The sequence below is a fragment of the Acinetobacter sp. ANC_7553 genome, from assembly GCF_056779895.1.
This window is the reverse complement of the sequence record NZ_JBWYIV010000001.1, coordinates 298,194-314,563: the sequence shown is the minus strand read 5'-3', so window position 1 is coordinate 314,563 and position 16,370 is coordinate 298,194. Positions and strand designations below refer to the sequence as shown.

Annotated in this window: 14 protein-coding genes; 4 read left to right on the top strand and 10 right to left on the bottom strand. The window is 37.0% G+C overall.

Annotation, left to right across the window (positions count from 1 at the left end):
- Window positions 1-33: 33 nt before the first annotated feature.
- From AC1M9I_RS01585 to AC1M9I_RS01575, 3 genes are all read right to left on the bottom strand, one after another.
- Complete coding sequence (locus AC1M9I_RS01585; protein WP_481592589.1) at window positions 34-1,071, bottom strand: 3-deoxy-7-phosphoheptulonate synthase; 1,038 nt, start codon at window positions 1,069-1,071, stop codon at window positions 34-36.
- A gap of 409 nt (window positions 1,072-1,480) precedes the next feature.
- Complete coding sequence (locus AC1M9I_RS01580) at window positions 1,481-3,616, bottom strand: sensor domain-containing protein (protein ID WP_481594639.1); 2,136 nt, start codon at window positions 3,614-3,616, stop codon at window positions 1,481-1,483.
- Between the two features lie 382 nt (window positions 3,617-3,998).
- Complete coding sequence (locus AC1M9I_RS01575; protein ID WP_481594638.1) at window positions 3,999-4,760, bottom strand: alpha/beta fold hydrolase; 762 nt, start codon at window positions 4,758-4,760, stop codon at window positions 3,999-4,001.
- Window positions 4,761-5,004: 244 nt separating this feature from the next.
- Between AC1M9I_RS01575 and AC1M9I_RS01570 the strand changes: the two genes are divergently transcribed.
- Window positions 5,005-6,210 carry an amino acid aminotransferase gene (locus tag AC1M9I_RS01570; RefSeq protein WP_481594637.1) on the top strand — a complete coding sequence of 402 codons (1,206 nt, stop codon included), beginning with the start codon at window positions 5,005-5,007 and terminating at the stop codon, window positions 6,208-6,210.
- A 40-nt stretch (window positions 6,211-6,250) separates the two neighbouring features.
- Here the strand turns inward: AC1M9I_RS01570 and AC1M9I_RS01565 are convergent, their stop codons facing one another.
- On the bottom strand, window positions 6,251-7,360 hold the full coding sequence (locus AC1M9I_RS01565) for an S-(hydroxymethyl)glutathione dehydrogenase/class III alcohol dehydrogenase (RefSeq protein WP_481594636.1): 1,110 nt from the start codon (window positions 7,358-7,360) through the stop codon (window positions 6,251-6,253).
- 135 nt (window positions 7,361-7,495) lie between these two features.
- Here AC1M9I_RS01565 and AC1M9I_RS01560 point away from each other — a divergent pair, with 135 nt between their 5' ends.
- Together AC1M9I_RS01560 and AC1M9I_RS01555 are read left to right on the top strand one after the other, a co-directional pair.
- On the top strand, window positions 7,496-9,040 hold the full coding sequence (locus AC1M9I_RS01560; protein WP_481610595.1) for a phospholipase D family protein: 1,545 nt from the start codon (window positions 7,496-7,498) through the stop codon (window positions 9,038-9,040).
- Between the two features lie 90 nt (window positions 9,041-9,130).
- On the top strand, window positions 9,131-9,568 hold the full coding sequence (locus AC1M9I_RS01555; protein ID WP_481610594.1) for a hypothetical protein: 438 nt from the start codon (window positions 9,131-9,133) through the stop codon (window positions 9,566-9,568).
- 29 nt (window positions 9,569-9,597) lie between these two features.
- On the opposite strand, the gene AC1M9I_RS01550 is transcribed toward AC1M9I_RS01555, so the two are convergent.
- Together AC1M9I_RS01550 and AC1M9I_RS01545 are read right to left on the bottom strand one after the other, a co-directional pair.
- On the bottom strand, window positions 9,598-10,185 hold the full coding sequence (locus AC1M9I_RS01550) for a uracil-DNA glycosylase family protein (RefSeq protein ID WP_481610593.1): 588 nt from the start codon (window positions 10,183-10,185) through the stop codon (window positions 9,598-9,600).
- Between the two features lie 13 nt (window positions 10,186-10,198).
- Entirely contained in the window at window positions 10,199-10,921 is a 723-nt protein-coding gene (locus tag AC1M9I_RS01545; RefSeq protein ID WP_481594633.1) for an SGNH/GDSL hydrolase family protein, read from the bottom strand.
- A gap of 153 nt (window positions 10,922-11,074) precedes the next feature.
- On the opposite strand from AC1M9I_RS01545, the gene AC1M9I_RS01540 reads away from it, so the two are divergent.
- Complete coding sequence (locus tag AC1M9I_RS01540; RefSeq protein ID WP_481610592.1) at window positions 11,075-12,445, top strand: alpha/beta hydrolase-fold protein; 1,371 nt, start codon at window positions 11,075-11,077, stop codon at window positions 12,443-12,445.
- Between the two features lie 24 nt (window positions 12,446-12,469).
- Here AC1M9I_RS01540 and AC1M9I_RS01535 read toward each other — a convergent pair whose 3' ends face one another.
- From AC1M9I_RS01535 to AC1M9I_RS01520, 4 genes are read right to left on the bottom strand one after another with little or no spacing between them, the layout of a single operon-like run.
- A complete protein-coding gene (locus AC1M9I_RS01535; RefSeq protein ID WP_179997992.1) occupies window positions 12,470-13,213 on the bottom strand; it encodes an SDR family oxidoreductase in 744 nt (247 codons plus the stop codon).
- A 31-nt stretch (window positions 13,214-13,244) separates the two neighbouring features.
- Window positions 13,245-13,943 (bottom strand): histidine phosphatase family protein, encoded by a 699-nt coding sequence (locus AC1M9I_RS01530; protein WP_481610591.1) that lies wholly within the window; start codon window positions 13,941-13,943, stop codon window positions 13,245-13,247.
- Window positions 13,940-15,061, bottom strand: a complete 1,122-nt coding sequence (locus AC1M9I_RS01525; RefSeq protein ID WP_481610590.1) for a phosphotransferase family protein — start codon at window positions 15,059-15,061, stop codon at window positions 13,940-13,942. The genes AC1M9I_RS01530 and AC1M9I_RS01525 overlap by 4 nt, the downstream gene beginning before the upstream one ends.
- A 27-nt stretch (window positions 15,062-15,088) precedes the next feature.
- On the bottom strand, window positions 15,089-16,330 hold the full coding sequence (locus AC1M9I_RS01520) for an acyl-CoA dehydrogenase family protein (protein WP_179997995.1): 1,242 nt from the start codon (window positions 16,328-16,330) through the stop codon (window positions 15,089-15,091).
- Between the last annotated feature and the right edge of the window lie 40 nt (window positions 16,331-16,370).

Genomic DNA, 16,370 nt, shown 5'->3' with positions numbered 1-16,370 from the left:
CCATATTTCATGGGTTCTTTTTTACGAATTATATTAGGAGAGTTGTTGAGCAACATCCAAAATCAATTGCTCTGTACTTAACCAATCCAAGCATCCATCAGTCACTGATTGACCGTAAGTCATGTGATCAGAAATTTTCTGATTGCCATCGACTAAAAAGCTTTCTAGCATGACGCCACGGACTTGTGTTTGAGGTCGTTCATTCACAATTTGCTTTAATACAGCAGGTTGATTCAATGGATTTTTAGCACTGTTCCCATGGCTACAATCAATAATCAAAGCTGGTAATACATGGTTATTGTTTTCTTGAATCTTTTTAATTTCAGCGAATTGGTAATTTGTACCCTGATTCGATCCACGTAAGATCAAATGTGCGTGCGGATTACCCTTTGAAGATAAAATGCTTGGACCACCATCTTGGCTTAAACCAAGAAATTGATGCGGCTGTGAAGCGGACTGAATCGCATCCAATGCAATTTGGATTGATCCATCTGTACCGTTTTTGAACCCAATGCTATAAGGCATATGGCTAGATATTTCGCGGTGAATTTGCGACTCGCTTGTTCTCGCCCCAATCGCACCCCATGAAATCAAATCATCAAAATATCCTGTTGCCATTGGGCTTAAGATTTCTGTAGCCAATGGCAAACCCATTTCAGCAATTTGAATGAAGAGCGATCTAGACTGTTCAAGTCCTTTTTGCATATCTGCTGAACCATTTAAATCTGGATCATATAAAAAGCCTTTCCATCCTACAGTGGTGCGGGGTTTTTCAATATAAGTACGCATCACGATGAAAATCTGATCTTTGACTTGTTCTTGCAGTTTTTTTAATTTTTGTGCGTATTCGAGGGTTGCTTTAGGATCATGAATCGAACATGGACCAGTAATGACCAATAAACGTGGATCATGACCAGCTAAAATATCTTGTATGGTTTGGCGATGTTGACGAATCTGAAGTGAAACTATCGGACTAACAGGTAAAGCTGATTTTAGTTCTAATGGTAAGCTTAATTTTTTTTCTAAAGTATGTTGAGCTGTCGTTATAAGCTGAGAATTAATTGCATTCATCTTGAATTCCTTTGGGCAGCAATTGCCCTATCTTTTATTTGAGCGTGAGGTGTCTATTGGCTGGGTTTTGTTCTTGACTAAAATAGAACCAATAACCGTTGCTAAAATAAAAAGTATTCAATGTTTTCATGAGATGCTCCTATATTTGTTGAGATGAAAAAAAACCTGATTGGTGTTGCCAATCAGGTATAAACTTGATGGGCAACATTTTTGTTGCCCGAACGCGTCTAGGCAACTAGATGTTAAATTGCCAAAAATAATAATAAGCGTTAGTAATCAAGTGTGTCGTTTTCATCAAATTATCTAAAATATAACCCTTAAAAGTAAAATACGCATAAATAGACTGATTGACAAGCAATTTATATAAAAAATATTGTTATATCAGTCATAACTCAAAGATATCAATGGTTTATTGCTTATCTATAGGAAGCCAATCTTTTATAGCGCATATTTGTTTGAGCATCAGTTGCTCAGCCTCAGACTTACAAATCGCTTGGCTAAATAAAAAGCCTTGACCATATGCACAGCCAACATCCTGAAGACTTAAGAGCTGTTGGCATGTTTCAACGCCTTCAGCGATCACATCCAATGACAGAATAGGTCCAAGCTTAGCAATGCCCTCTACAATTGAATTGATTGACTTCTCCTCATTCATTCGATTCACAAAAGCGTAATCAATCTTGAGACAGTCGACAGGATAATCTCTTAAATGCGTCATTGAAGAATGACCGGTTCCGAAATCATCCAATGAAATTCGAAGACCATAGTTTTTGAGCTTTTGCAGTGCTCGAATCACAAATTCTATTCCGCGCTCAGACAGGATATGTTCTGTAATTTCAACCTCGATTAAATGAGCAGGAATTTGATGTCGTTCTAAACGTTGAATCAACAATTCTGCATAATTGTCACGCATGAATTCAACTGGAGAGGCATTAATTGAGATCGGTACAAGTTGAACTCCCTTAGACATCCAATCCGCCATGTCACTCAGAATCTTTTCATGCATGATTTCACTGATTTTACTGGCCAGCTCATAATCGTTAAACGCTTCTGAGATTGAAGCTGGATAATGAAGTTGCTGCTGTGCATCATGCCAACGCATCAAAGCTTCAAATCCGATTAGCTGACAGTTATCTAAGCGAACCTTAGGTTGATAATACGGTTCGATTAAATTGTCCTGTATGATATAGCGAGCAGTATCAAGTTGTTGCATCTTCTTTTCAGCAAGTGCAAACATTTCGTTATCATACATACGATACCCACCACGACCTTTTTCTTTAAGATCATTTAAAGCGGTATCCGCACATTTCATCAATCCGAATACATCTTGAGCATCTTTAGGATAAATGGCACATCCAATACTCATCCCACTATTAATCACTTTTCCTGCATAAGTGATGGGGGCAATATTTTGTTTAAGCACTTTCTGTGTGGTTTGATGTAATTCTTCTTCTGAGGTCATCCCTGTCACGATAATTGCAAATTCATCTCCACCTAAACGTGAAACAATACACTTGCGATCCAAACTCTTTTGCAGACGTTTAGATAAGACTTTAAGTAGATGATCTCCAGCAGGATGACCTAAAGTATCGTTAATGTTTTTAAAATGATCGAGATCAATAAACATCATACCAATAAGTGTTTTCTCACGATTTGCCTGTGAAATCGCCGTTTTTAATTTATTTTTGAAGGCACGACGATTCATCAGATCGGTCAGATCATCATATTCACTGCTGATTTTAAGTTTAGCTTCGGCAACACGTTGACGGGTAATATCACGTGATACACAGAGAATACTGGTCGTATTTCCTTGTTCATCATGCACAGGTGTTAAAATATTATCCCAATACATCACAGTATCGCCGTGTGTGCTCATGCCCGCAAAACGGGCATTCTTCCCTCGAGCTGCTGTTTTAATCGCTTTTGCCCCCTGTTCGCGTACTTCAGGTGGTAACAGCGTTAACCAGTCCATTCCAAATTTCTTAACACGCTCTTGACCCAGTAATGCCATGCATCCAGATTTGTTCATGTGTTCAAGCTTGCCATCTGGTGTGATAATTTTTATACAGTCTACGCTGACATCGAGCATATCTGTATTGGCACGTAAGGCCTCAGCAGTTTCACGCATTTTGATTGTACGATCATGGATATTTGTGCAACTTATCATCCAATTTTGCTGGTTGGATTGAATCACCTTAGGTTCAGCAAGCATTAAGAACCAAAAATATTCACCTGATTTATTTTTTATACGACACTCTTTTTCAAATTTCTGACCGTTTTTTTGAGCATCATTCCAAATCTGATAAAGATGTTCAGCATCATCAGGATGAACAAATTTAAGCCAGTCTACGTCACGTAAGATTTGCGTATCCGCACCGATATATTGTTTAAGTGCGAGGTTACAATACCCTGAGTTGGTGTGACTGACCCAAATCAAATTGGGCAGTAAATCGAGTGCAAATTTAAAGTCATCTGACAGTGTTATATGCAAAGGCACAGCTTTGGACTGTAAATGATCAGCTCTATTCAGATCCAGAATGCTCATAGTTCACCTATTCGAAAATAACAACCCATCAAAATGACGAATACAAAAATCAGCGTAAAATTTAGAATTTAATTAATCAGTATTTAAATTTCGTTAATAATGATTATCAAACATCATTAATTTTAAAATACGTGATAATAATAACACTTAAATGGATTAAATTAATACAAATACCATTTCTGCATGATACATAATTTTTATAACTTGTGAATATTAAATAGACAAAATGCATAAAAAATAATGAAATACGACACAATAATGAATTTATTTGATAATTCTACATCTTAGAATTAAATAATTCCGATTTTAATTAAAAAAACACCTACTTATATTAAGTAGGTATCGAATAATATAAAAATAATCTAAACTTATTATTAATTTATTATAAAAAATCTTTAATGTTTTTGATAACCTCACTTGGTTTTTCTGCATGTAACCAATGTCCAGTGCCATCAATCGTCACAAATTTAGCTTTAGGATATTGAAACCGAATAAGATCATTATCGCGCTCCAGATTAATATAATCGGATAATTCTCCTTTTAAAAACAAAGTTTCATTCGATTGTGGATTAAGACGTTCCCATGACAAAATCTGAAAATATTGTTGTTTAAGTGCATCTAAGTTAAATAGCCACTGTCCATTGCGGAAAGATTTGAGCAGAAATTGAATAACGCCAATTTCATTAATATATTTCTGCATCAACTCGGTTGCCTCCTTTCTTGAAACAACTTGAGCTTTTTGAACTTCTTCTAAAGCTTTGAAAATTTGATCATGATGAGATTTTTGATAAGCGACGGGTGCCATATCAAGTACAATCAACTTAACTACTCGATGTGGTACAAGGTTTGCTAAGTGCATGGCAACTTTCCCCCCCATCGAATGACCAATGATGTGAAATTGTTGCACATTCATATCATCTAAAGTTTCTACAACATCTTGCGCCATGAGTTGATAACTCATTTGATTAGAATGAGGTGATAAACCGTGATTACGCAAATCAATTTGGATGACATCATGCGTTTCCTGAAATGCTCTCGCGAGCATGCCGAGGTTCGATAAACTACCAAAAAGACCATGAATCAGAACAAGAGCAGGTTGACGTGGATTCGCATTTGATTTGGTGATCTCAGCATTTAGTCGCATATATATACTCAAATAGCTTTAAAAATGTGATTCAAATTCTAACAGTAGAGTTTGTATTTTAGTGTTAGTTTAATTTTTATTTATATAATTCAGTAAATTAAAGACAATCAAAAAAATTCGGTTATAAGTAAAAGTATTGAGTTTTATAAAAATTAGTCCTGTAATTCGATCTTGAGATCGTGCGGAAATTATATATATTATCCGATTAAACTTTTTACTTTGAACATTTTAGGAAATTTAGACCATGTTTCATCATGTAGATGCTTATGCAGGTGACCCTATTCTTTCACTTATGGAAGAATATAGTAAAGATGAGCGTACTCAAAAAGTGAATTTGAGTATTGGTCTATATTATAACGAAGACAGTATTGTACCTCAGTTAAATGCGGTCAAAGCTGCGTACAAAAATATTGAACCGAGCAACGATAAAGTTAAACTTTATTTACCAATGGATGGTTTGAAATCTTATAACGAAGCGACTCAAGCATTAGTTTTAGGTCCTGATAGTCAAGCGCGTAAAGATGGTCGTGCTGTCACGATTCAAACACTTGGTGGCTCAGGTGCACTTAAAGTTGGTGCTGATTTTTTGAAAAAATATTTCCCTGAGTCAGATATCTGGGTAAGTCAGCCAACTTGGGATAACCATATCGCAATTTTTAATGGCGCTGGTATCCAATCTCATTTCTATCCTTATTTTGATGCTGATACAAATGGCGTTAACGTTCCAGCAATGCTTGAGGAATTAAAAACACTAAAAGCAAAAAGTATTGTTTTGCTTCATCCTTGCTGCCATAACCCAACTGGTGCAGATTTAACGCCAGCAGAATGGGATCAAGTGATCGAAGTACTTAAGACGAATGATCTTATTCCATTCCTTGACATCGCTTATCAAGGTTTCGGTAAAGGTCTTGAAGAAGATGCATACCTTATTCGTGCTTTAGATAAATCAGATATGAATTTCATTGTGAGTAATTCATTCTCAAAAATCTTCTCACTGTATGGTGAGCGTGTCGGCGGCTTAACATTTGTCTGTGATGATCAAGCTACTGCTCAAAAAGTGCTTGGACAATTAAAAGCAACTGTACGCCGTATTTATTCTAGTCCAGCAAGCACAGGTGCATTGTTGGTTGAAAACGTGTTAAACAACGCAGATCTAACTGCTCAATGGCAAGCTGAATTACAAGAAATGCGTGAACGTATTATTAAAATGCGTGAATTGTTAAATTCTAAATTGAGTGCGGCTCTACCTGAACGTGACTTTAGCTATCTAGTGAAACAACAAGGTATGTTCAGTTATACAGGTTTGACTGGTGAACAAGTGGACATTCTGAAAGATAAATATGGTATTTATTTAGTCCGTAGTGGTCGTATGTGCGCAGCAGGATTAAACTTAAATAATATTGATTATGTGGCTGAATCAATTGCAGAAGTTTTGAAAGCTACCGCTTAAAAACAAAAAACGGGCATATCGCCCGTTTTTTATTGCTCAATTAAAAATGTACAACAGTACGGATTGATTTACCTTCGTGCATTAAATCAAAGGCTTTATTAATGTCTTCTAGACCCATAGTATGAGTGACGAAAGGTTCTAATTGAATGTCACCCTTCATCGCATCTTCAACCATTTTTGGTAATTGAGTACGACCTTTTACCCCACCAAATGCTGTACCCATCCATTTACGTCCAGTCACTAATTGGAATGGACGAGTTGAGATTTCTTGACCTGCACCAGCCACACCAATAATGACAGATTGACCCCAACCACGGTGTGCACATTCAAGCGCTGAACGCATTACGTTTGTATTACCGATACACTCAAATGAATGATCAACACCCCATCCAGTCATCTTTACAATGACTTGTTGAATAGGTTGATCATAGTCTTTAGGATTAAGGAAATCTGTAGCACCAAACTGCTCAGCCAATTTAAATTTTTCTGGATTGGTATCCACTACAATAATTCGGCCAGCTTTGGCTTGTTTAGCACCTTGAACAACTGCTAAACCAATACCACCTAAACCGAATACAGCAACAGTGTCACCTTCCTGTACTTTAGCAGTATTGTGAACCGCACCAATACCAGTCGTTACGCCACAACCCAATAAACAAACGTGTTCAGGGTTTGCTTCAGGATTAATTTTTGCTAACGATACTTCGGCAACAACTGTGTATTCACTGAATGTTGAACATCCCATATAATGGTAAATAGGTTCGCCGTTATACGAGAATCGAGTCGTTCCATCAGGCATAACACCTTTACCTTGAGTGGCACGTACAGAGACACATAAGTTTGTTTTATTTGATTTACAGAACAAACATTCGCCACATTCTGCAGTATAAAGTGGAATGACATGATCACCTGGTTTTACACTGGTTACACCTTCACCAACTTCAACTACAATACCTGCACCTTCGTGACCCAGTACCGCAGGGAATACGCCCTCTGGGTCTTCACCAGAAAGTGTAAATGCATCAGTATGACAAACACCTGTATGCGTAATTTTCACCAATACTTCACCAGCTTGTGGTGGAGCAACATCTAATTCAACAATTTGTAATGGCTGACCTGGACCGAATGCCACCGCTGCACGTGATTTCATGATGAAAACTTCCTTTGTAAATTAAGATTTAACAGATAAGTTACAGTAACCGCTTTTGATAAAAACATTCAACTATTTGATTGATGATATTATAGCCATACAACTGAACAATAAGATTTAGGAACGACAGCTTTGATGCTTATGTTGCGATATATATTGTGTTTACTCACATTCTTTATTTTAACTGGATGTAATTTGGCGATGAATACAAGTATAAAACAAGCCCCAATCCAACCTCATACCACACATTGGCTCAGCAATACACCAGAAACAAAACGCAATATTGAACAAGGTTTAACTGCATTCTTACCGCTTCATGATCCTTTTATGAGTATGGCTTCACGTGTTCATTTAATACGTGAAGCACAACATACGATCGATTTACAGTACTATATCTGGGAAAATGATGTGATTGGTCAGCATTTATTGTCTGACCTACTTAAAGCAGCTGATCGTAATGTGAAGGTTCGACTGTTAATTGATGATCAAAATGGCACTCAATTAGACTCGACCTTAAGTGCATTGTCTGCACACCCCAATATCGAAATTAAGCTATTCAATCCCTACAAATTTCGCAGCTTTAGAGTTTTGGATTATGTGTTTCGCTTTAATAAAATCAATCATAGAATGCATAACAAACTGATTATTGCTGACGGAGCGATTGCTGTTACTGGGGGGCGTAATATCAGTAATGAATATTTTGATGCCAGTGACAATTTTCAATTCGCGGATATGGATATTTTATTTGCAGGGCAATCAGTTTCAGCTGCAAACACGGTGTTTCACCAATTTTGGAATGATGAGCTGAGTTATGATATTCAGCAAATAATTCCTGAGTCTCAAAAAGAATTGGCGCATTTAAGATCGTATTATTCAACCAAGCAAAATTTTCAAGGTGCTGAAACTAAAAAACGTATTGATCAAGCAGAACGTTTTTTAGAAGAAAATTTAAAAAAACATCCTATTCGCTGGTCTAAAGCTCATTTTGTTGCAGACAGCCCCAATAAAATCAGAGCGAAAGCTCAATCTCATGAACTGCTGTTTAATCAGTTCAAATCCATTATGGGGAAACCTGCTCAAGAAATAAACTTGGTGTCTGCCTATTTTGTTCCTACTGTTCATGGTGAGTCTTTACTCAAACAATTGAGTGAGCAGAATGTCAAAGTTCGAGTTTTAACAAACTCATATTTGGCAAATGATGTCCCGATTGTTCATGCATTTTATCAAAAATATCGAACCTCACTCTTAAGGTCAGATGTAAAACTTTACGAGTTTAAACCTTATATTGAACGGTCTGATCGGACTTGGTATGAAATTATGACGGGTAATGTTATTCCTGCGAAAGGAAAAAATGCGTCGCGGCTTCATGCTAAATTTTTTACTGTAGATGATAAAGTTTTTATTGGAACATTCAATTTTGATCCACGTTCAGCGTATTTGAATACTGAACTTGGACTAATCATTGAGTCAGCCGATTTTAAAACAGAGATATCTCAATCTTTAAATGAAAATCTTCCCAAAGTTGCCTATCAACTACATTTGGATGCACATCAAAACTTAAGATGGGAAGAACAACGAGGTGAAGAAAAGTTAATACATGATCATGACCCTGAAACGACTCGTTTTCAGAGATTTATGTTCAAGTCTTTGTCCTATCTCCCAATCGAATGGATGATGTAAATTCTTTGTTGTGACTGGTTTGTACAACCAGGATAAATTGCATTATTATTCACGTTTTATTTTTTGAACCCTTGGTTCTACTCTACTCCCATGCAATTTTTTGATCTTAGTCGACAGTATAATCTGAACGACATACTCACGCCTTTTTTATCCCTTGAAGATTTATCTCAGCATGAATGGTATTTAGCTAAAATCAGTGTTGATTATGATTGCCTTACTGATGAAGACCTAATTGAAGGTTCTATCACCTTAAAGTCTAACCATAATGTTCAAATTGAATTGGCTTGGTTAATTTTAGACAATGGTCATGAGTTACAAGTTTTGTTCAAAGGCATTGAAACCTCTGGCTCAGAACAAACGCTTGTGATTGTTAAGGGTGCTCGCTTAGTTGATGAAGAAGGACAAGAATTATCTGCTCAAGCATTATCTTTATGGATTGATGGTACTCTACTCAATATGCTTCCACATATTCGTAAAGAAATTAAATCACGTTTAAACTTGTGGGATTATGTAGATTATGATGTGTAATAAGCATCTCGATTGACTTTAATAGGTTGTTAAATTAATCCAATTGACTGGAAAAGTTCACGATAGTATTCGGCTTTCTTTTCAAGAGCTAAAGGATAAGCTCTTGAAGAAGATGGCATACGATGAATTCGGATTTCTTTGTTATCAAATTGCAGATCCACGACTGTACCCATTTTAACTTTAGTGTGTACAGATGCATTCATTGACTTTAATAAGGTCTCAGTTGCTTTATCACCTGTGGTCATAATATCTCGACAATATGGAATTTTTTTAAGCAATAGAAACATATCTGTCGGTGTAACGATTTCTAGAAATTGATCTGAGGCATTGTCTTTCAAACGCCGTACTTGATAGGCTGTATCAAATATTGCAATGCCCAACTCATTTAGAAAATCTTTCAGCATTTGCTCTTTGAATTGTTTATTTTCACGGTCTAGAAAATAATGAGAGTCTTGAAAAAAGATCAACCCATATATTTTCCACATATCATTTTGAAAATTCGGATAATAAAAATCCATTTTCCATCTTGCTTTCGGCGGAGGAAAACTGCCAAGCATGAGCAATTTGGCTTGATGAGGTACAAATGGCTCAAGTGGATGTGTTTCGATATCAGTCATATCAAATTTCGGTCTAACTTTTCGATCTAAAGTGATTTTGAATAATCGAACTAATTTTTTTTGCCCAAAGCTGATAGATTTCTTTACTTGGATGAAATCCATCCTCAGCCATCTTCAAATTGAGTTGTTTATACTCATCCAAATCATATTTAACCAATTCAAATTTTGGTTGTGGTTCAATCCAATTTTCCAATTCAACATTCATTTGATGGGCATATTTTCCAAACAACCAAGCTAAAGGATTTGGTAATGCAGGAAACTCATTCATCGGTGGAACTCCAGTCGCGATAATGAGCTTGGGTGAAAATTTCTCAGCGATCAGTGAATATAATTGTTCTTGTAGGCAGATCCATTTTTGCGGTGAGATGAGCTGTGTTACATCATTGACCCCTATCGAAGTTACTACAATATCAAACTGATCGTCATTAATAGCCTGTATAGTTCGAATTACATCTGAAGTACGATTTCCAGTTTTTGCAATTAATGACCAGCGAATTTGAAAATGATCTCTAAGTTCCTGTAATAATGTTCCGCTTAACGCATCTTCTTGAAATTGCACACCCACACCAGCAGCAGCTGAATCGCCTAAAATTAAAATTGATATTTGAGGACCATTCCCAACCAAACCATTTCTTTCCCCCAAAGCTTCTGCTAAACGAGGTGTATTTTTCTTGACTTGGTAACCTTGCACAAGTAAAGCTGGAATGAGTGCGATTGTCGCTAATTTAAGAAACATGTAATTGATTTTAGGTTTTGATATTTTCTATTTTAAACGATTTTTTGATATTTTCATTGCTATTTATTATTGAAAATAATTATCATTTACATAATTAATTCAAAGCTAAAATCCATGAATCATCCTATCAAATTTTTTTCTATATTGATGTTAATGAGTTCCACAGTAAGTGCTGATCTTTCTTTAAATCATTCATTACAAGTCAGCACTCAACCTTATGCCCCTGCATGTGAGGATATGGATCCCAAAAGTAAGGTGCTTCAACAAATCCAAAAACAGATTCAGATGTATCCTGATCAAAAAAATCATCTCCTCGATCAATTTTGGTCGGAAATTCGGAAAAATCAAACCCCTATAATTGAAGATTTTAATGAAACACACCAACGTGTCATTTATTTATATCGTGGTGCAAAACACAATGTGCGATTAATCGGTGGTCCGAGTAATGATCATGAATGGTTAACTCGGCTTAAAGGTACTGATATTTGGTTTAAAGAAAGTATTGTTGATTCAAGATTTATCGGAAGTTATAGTTTTGCTGTGGATTCGCCGAATATCGATGGATATTTATCAAATTACTGCCCACATTTAAACCCAAATTTAAAAGAATCACGAGATCAGCGTAGATCTATTTTAAAGGTTCAACAACTCGACCCTTTCAATCCTCATAAGTGGTTTGATTCTAAAAACATTGCCATAAAAACGAATACCACGCTGAGGAATGAAAATATCGCAAAACTTAGTCGAGCGCCTAACTTTATTGATCCAACTCAAATGGCTGAAAATAGTGAAAAACAATTAGTTTCATCCGTGTTGAAAAGTAAAGTTTTGGGAAATGATCGTCTTATTCAGATTTATGAAACTCCACCTCAAGTCGGAAAATCATATATCACTCTGATTTTTTTTGATGGTGAGCAATATGCACATTTAGTTAAAGTTCCTCAGATATTAGATCAGTTGGTTCAACAACAGCAACTCCCACCTATACAAGCTGTTCTTGTTGGACACCCAAATGATCAATTACGTGCTAAAGAACTTAGCCCCAATCCAGAATACACACAGTTTTTTCAAGAAGAATTATTGCCTTGGATGAGTCAACATTTGCCCTACCAACGTGATCACAACAAAACAGTCTTATTGGGTTCAAGTTTGGGTGGTCTGAGTTCTGCTTATTTGGCGTTGAAAACATCCAATGAGATTAGTCACGTCGTGCCACTTTCTGGTTCATTTTGGTGGAAATCTGATCCAAACGATACAATCAATGGTATGAGTAAACTGATCAGAGCTTCAACATTAGACAATACAAAGAAACTCAATTGGTATATTTCAGCCAATAGCTATGAATATTCGAGACAAAATAATAGCTTAAGCATTCTAGAAACCTCTCCGATTGTCGCTCAGGATTTAATCGATCAGGGACACAATGTTCACTATCAAGAATATATAGGCGGACATTCATATGCCGTTTGGCAAATCGTCATACAGGATGCTTTGAAATATTTCTTTAAAAATAAATCCCACTAAATGTGGGATTTATAAGACGTTTTTTTAACTCAACTTATTGACGAGCTGAAGCGGTAAAACCTTCATTGCAAAACCCAATGGCAACCATGGCCACTTTGGTACATATGCTTTGACTGGTTGCTTTTCGATTGCTTCAGCTAATAGTCGTGATCCTGTGGCTTGATCGACCTCAAAAGGTAATTTTCCAGCACCTTCATTAATTTCAGTTCGAATGTAACCAGGATAAATCGTTGAAACTTTAATTGGTGTTCCAAGAAGTTCAGCTCGAATCCCTTCGGCTAAATGCGCAATTCCCGCTTTACTGGCAGCATAAGCTGTAAGATGTTTTGGCATACCACGCAAAGCACTCATCGATGATATTACAACTAAATGTCCTGAATTTTGAGATCTAAAAATTTCGACCGCAGCCTCACATTGTGCCATCGCAGAAATAAAATTAGTTTCAACTGTTGCTTTATTAATCGCAAAATTACCTTTACCGATACGACGTCCTTCGCCCACACCAGCATTGACTATCACTCGATCGATAGTGCCTAGCTCATCTTTAAACTCTTTAAATACACGGAAGACTTGCTCATCATCCGTGACATCCAATACCTTCGCACTTACTTTTACCTGATAGCGTTGTTCTATTTCATCTTTTAAAGCATACAACCTTTCTAAACGACGAGCACAGATCGCTAGGTTATATCCTTTTTTTGCAAACTCTTGTGCCATCCCAGCACCGATACCTGAGCTTGCACCTGTAATTAATATAGTTTTGTTCATTCCATTTTCTCTCTATGGCATATAGCCTTGATCAAATCCAAGTGAGCAAATCACGATCCTGTTCTTTTAAATAATGATGTTCATTTAAACTGAGTAATTGTGGTTCGGTACCAACTAATCTTAAGGTGGTAAAACTGGTATTAGTGATTGCCCAGTTCAATGCAAAAGTTTTGTCTGCACTTAAACCAAGTAAATGCCCTGCAACGACAGATATCACACCACCAGACGTATAAACTACGGCATAGCGAGATTTTTCTGTTTCAAGTTGTATACATAGTTTGTTCAAGCCTTGAAGTACTCTTTGCTGAAATTGAGGCCAGCTTTCATCATAATCATGATGATGATCCCCCTTAGTCCAACGTTGAATTGCACCTTCAAAAATTTTTCCTAAATAGGCACGAGGATCTACCGCTTGACCAACATCTTTTTTAAGTAATGCAGGATCTGCAAAACGTGGTTCATATTTTGCAAACACTTGTTGATGATTGAACTCGTTCCAATGTGGATCGATATCAATCTGACTGTCAGGAAAACATTCATTCAAAGAGATATACGCCGTTTGCTGATGACGTTTCATCGAGCCAGCTATGACATATGGTCGCTCTTGTAGTAACTTTTGAAAATATTGTCCCAACACACGTGCTTGAACTTCACCTTTCTGAGAAAGCTGATCATAACTTTCAGCACCAAATGAAGCTTGACCATGTCTGACCAAATATATTGTCGTCATCTTGGCAGAATATCCTGTAATTTTGCGAGATAAGTTTTTGCAATTTCATTCGCTTCAAGCTTTTGTATACCTATAAGTTTTAAAGCACGAATATGTAATGCATGAATCACAATCCAAAAATCCTTAAATGCAGGATTATCCGTTTGTTTATGGTAATAACGATAATAAATTTGTTGTGCTATGACCGCTAATCTAAAGATCCCAAATACTTCATAGAACGTCCAGTTAGATGGCTTTAGTCCTGTTTTTTCTAGGTAATAATCCACAACTTCTTTACGTGTAAACATACCTTTAAGATGTGTAGGTTGTCGACGTGTCGATTTAAAGATCATATTGTCGTTTTCTTCAACCCAATATGCTAAGGCTGATCCTAAATCCATAAGTGGATCACCAATTGTCGCCATTTCCCAATCCAACACCCCGATGACCTCAGTAGGCTGTTGAGGATTCAAAATGACATTATCAAAACGCCAATCGTTGTGAATAATACAGTTGGTTGAATCCTCAGGAATATTGTCTTTAAGCCAATTTCTTACAAACATAAAGGTCGGCACATTGATAGTATGGGCTTTTTCGTAGCGACAGTCCCAACCCTCGATCTGACGACGGCAGTAACCCTCACCTTTTCCAATTTTTTCAAGTGCTGTTCCTTGATAAGGAACTTGGTGCAATTCAATCAATTTGTCTAAAACATTTATACAAAGCTGATGCACATCAAATTCAGTGAGTTTTAGTTCTGGTGGAAGCTTTGCCCTTGGTATAATTCCCTCTATTCGCTGCATCACATAAAAATCGCATCCGAGTACAGATTCATCCTGACATAATGCCAGCATTTTGGGTACGACTGGATATAGATCTTTTAAAGCTTTCTGAACATTATGTTCTCGAACCATATCATGAGCAGATTTGGCTTTGGTTCCTGCGGGTGGTCTTCTTAATATCAGATCTGCATTGCTATATTTGAGCCGGTATGTCCAGTTCGAAGCTCCACCAGAATATTGTGTAACTTCTACAGGTTCAATCACTTCCACGCCATTTTGATTTAACCAGGTTGTGACTGAAACGATATCGAGCTCTTCACCACGTCTGACTTGCCCTGCTGTATCTATAACTGACATATTTCTTCCTTAAATCGAGTACGCATCTTATTGAGAATGACGAGTTGAAAAACCACGTTTCGCGAGTTCCAATTTTGCAATCATGCCTTTATGCACCTCATCTGGCCCATCTGCCAAACGTAATGCACGCGCTTGTGCAAAAAAACCTGTCAATGGCGTATCTCTAGATAAACCTGCACCGCCGTGAATTTGCATTGCCATATCGACAACTTTTTCCAAAACACTAGGTGCAACGACTTTAATTGCAGAGATTTCAGTGAGTGCAGCCATATTGCCCAGTTTATCCATTTTATATGCCGCATATAAGGTCAAGAGACGTGCTTGATCGATGGCAACACGCGCTTCCGCGACTCTTTCCAAATTACCACCAAGTTTCAAAATTTCCTTGCCGAATGCTTTTCTTTGCATTCCACGATCAATCATTAATTCCAATGATTTCTCTGCAGCACCGATACAACGCATGCAATGATGAATACGTCCTGGACCAAGTCGCCCCTGTGCAATCTCAAACCCTTGACCTGCTCCACCAATAATATGAGTGACTGGAACACGAACATTATTAAAGGTCACCTCTCCATGACCGTGTGGCGCATCATAATCACCAAATACAGGTAACATTCTTTCAATTTTTACGCCCTCAGTTTCAACTGGAACTAAAACCATTGAATGTTGTTGATGTCGACCTTTATGTGCGTCTGGTGTATGTGCCATAAATATAATGAGTTTTGCATTAGGATCGCCTAAGCCCGACGACCACCATTTGCGTCCATTTAAAACAATTTCGTCTCCCTCAATTACAGCAGTAGCTTGCATGTTCGTTGCATCTGAAGAAGCAACTTCTGGTTCAGTCATGCAAAATACGGATCGAATTTTTCCTTCTAAGAGAGGTTTTAACCATTGTTCTTTTTGTTGTTCTGAGCCATAGCGCCAAATTAACTCCATATTACCGCTATCTGGCGCATTACAATTGAAAACTGTAGGAGCCAATAAACTACGGCCAGTTAACTCAGCAATGTGTGCATATTCTTGAACTGTTAAACCTTGACCAAATTCTGGGTCTGGTAAAAAAAGATTCCACAGATTTTGTGATTTAGCTTTTTGTTTGAGTACTTCAAGTTCTGCTGGCCACGTCCATGATGTCCAATCATCACTTGGATTTAATTGATGAACTTTATGCCAAAATTCTTGTTCTATAGGCTCTATTTCGTCTTGAATAAAGCGTTGTGCTAAATCGTAAAAGTGTTTAGCTTTTTCCGTTAATTCAAACATTAATCCCTCAAACTATATTCTCATCACGCTTTACATCAAC

Bases quoted from the DNA above. Each gene is read 5' to 3' on its own strand.
- AC1M9I_RS01555 (WP_481610594.1), top strand. From the start codon at position 9,131: ATGCAATTTTTTGATCTTAGTCGACAGTATAATCTGAACGACATACTC.
- AC1M9I_RS01525 (WP_481610590.1), bottom strand. From the start codon at position 15,061: ATGTCAGTTATAGATACAGCAGGGCAAGTCAGACGTGGTGAAGAGCTC.
- AC1M9I_RS01560 (WP_481610595.1), top strand. From the start codon at position 7,496: ATGCTTATGTTGCGATATATATTGTGTTTACTCACATTCTTTATTTTA.
- AC1M9I_RS01575 (WP_481594638.1), bottom strand. From the start codon at position 4,760: ATGCGACTAAATGCTGAGATCACCAAATCAAATGCGAATCCACGTCAA.
- AC1M9I_RS01565 (WP_481594636.1), bottom strand. From the start codon at position 7,360: ATGAAATCACGTGCAGCGGTGGCATTCGGTCCAGGTCAGCCATTACAA.
- AC1M9I_RS01530 (WP_481610591.1), bottom strand. From the start codon at position 13,943: ATGACGACAATATATTTGGTCAGACATGGTCAAGCTTCATTTGGTGCT.
- AC1M9I_RS01545 (WP_481594633.1), bottom strand. From the start codon at position 10,921: ATGTTTCTTAAATTAGCGACAATCGCACTCATTCCAGCTTTACTTGTG.
- AC1M9I_RS01585 (WP_481592589.1), bottom strand. From the start codon at position 1,071: ATGAATGCAATTAATTCTCAGCTTATAACGACAGCTCAACATACTTTA.
- AC1M9I_RS01540 (WP_481610592.1), top strand. From the start codon at position 11,075: ATGAGTTCCACAGTAAGTGCTGATCTTTCTTTAAATCATTCATTACAA.
- AC1M9I_RS01535 (WP_179997992.1), bottom strand. From the start codon at position 13,213: ATGAACAAAACTATATTAATTACAGGTGCAAGCTCAGGTATCGGTGCT.
- AC1M9I_RS01580 (WP_481594639.1), bottom strand. From the start codon at position 3,616: ATGAGCATTCTGGATCTGAATAGAGCTGATCATTTACAGTCCAAAGCT.
- AC1M9I_RS01570 (WP_481594637.1), top strand. From the start codon at position 5,005: ATGTTTCATCATGTAGATGCTTATGCAGGTGACCCTATTCTTTCACTT.
- AC1M9I_RS01550 (WP_481610593.1), bottom strand. From the start codon at position 10,185: ATGACTGATATCGAAACACATCCACTTGAGCCATTTGTACCTCATCAA.
- AC1M9I_RS01520 (WP_179997995.1), bottom strand. From the start codon at position 16,330: ATGTTTGAATTAACGGAAAAAGCTAAACACTTTTACGATTTAGCACAA.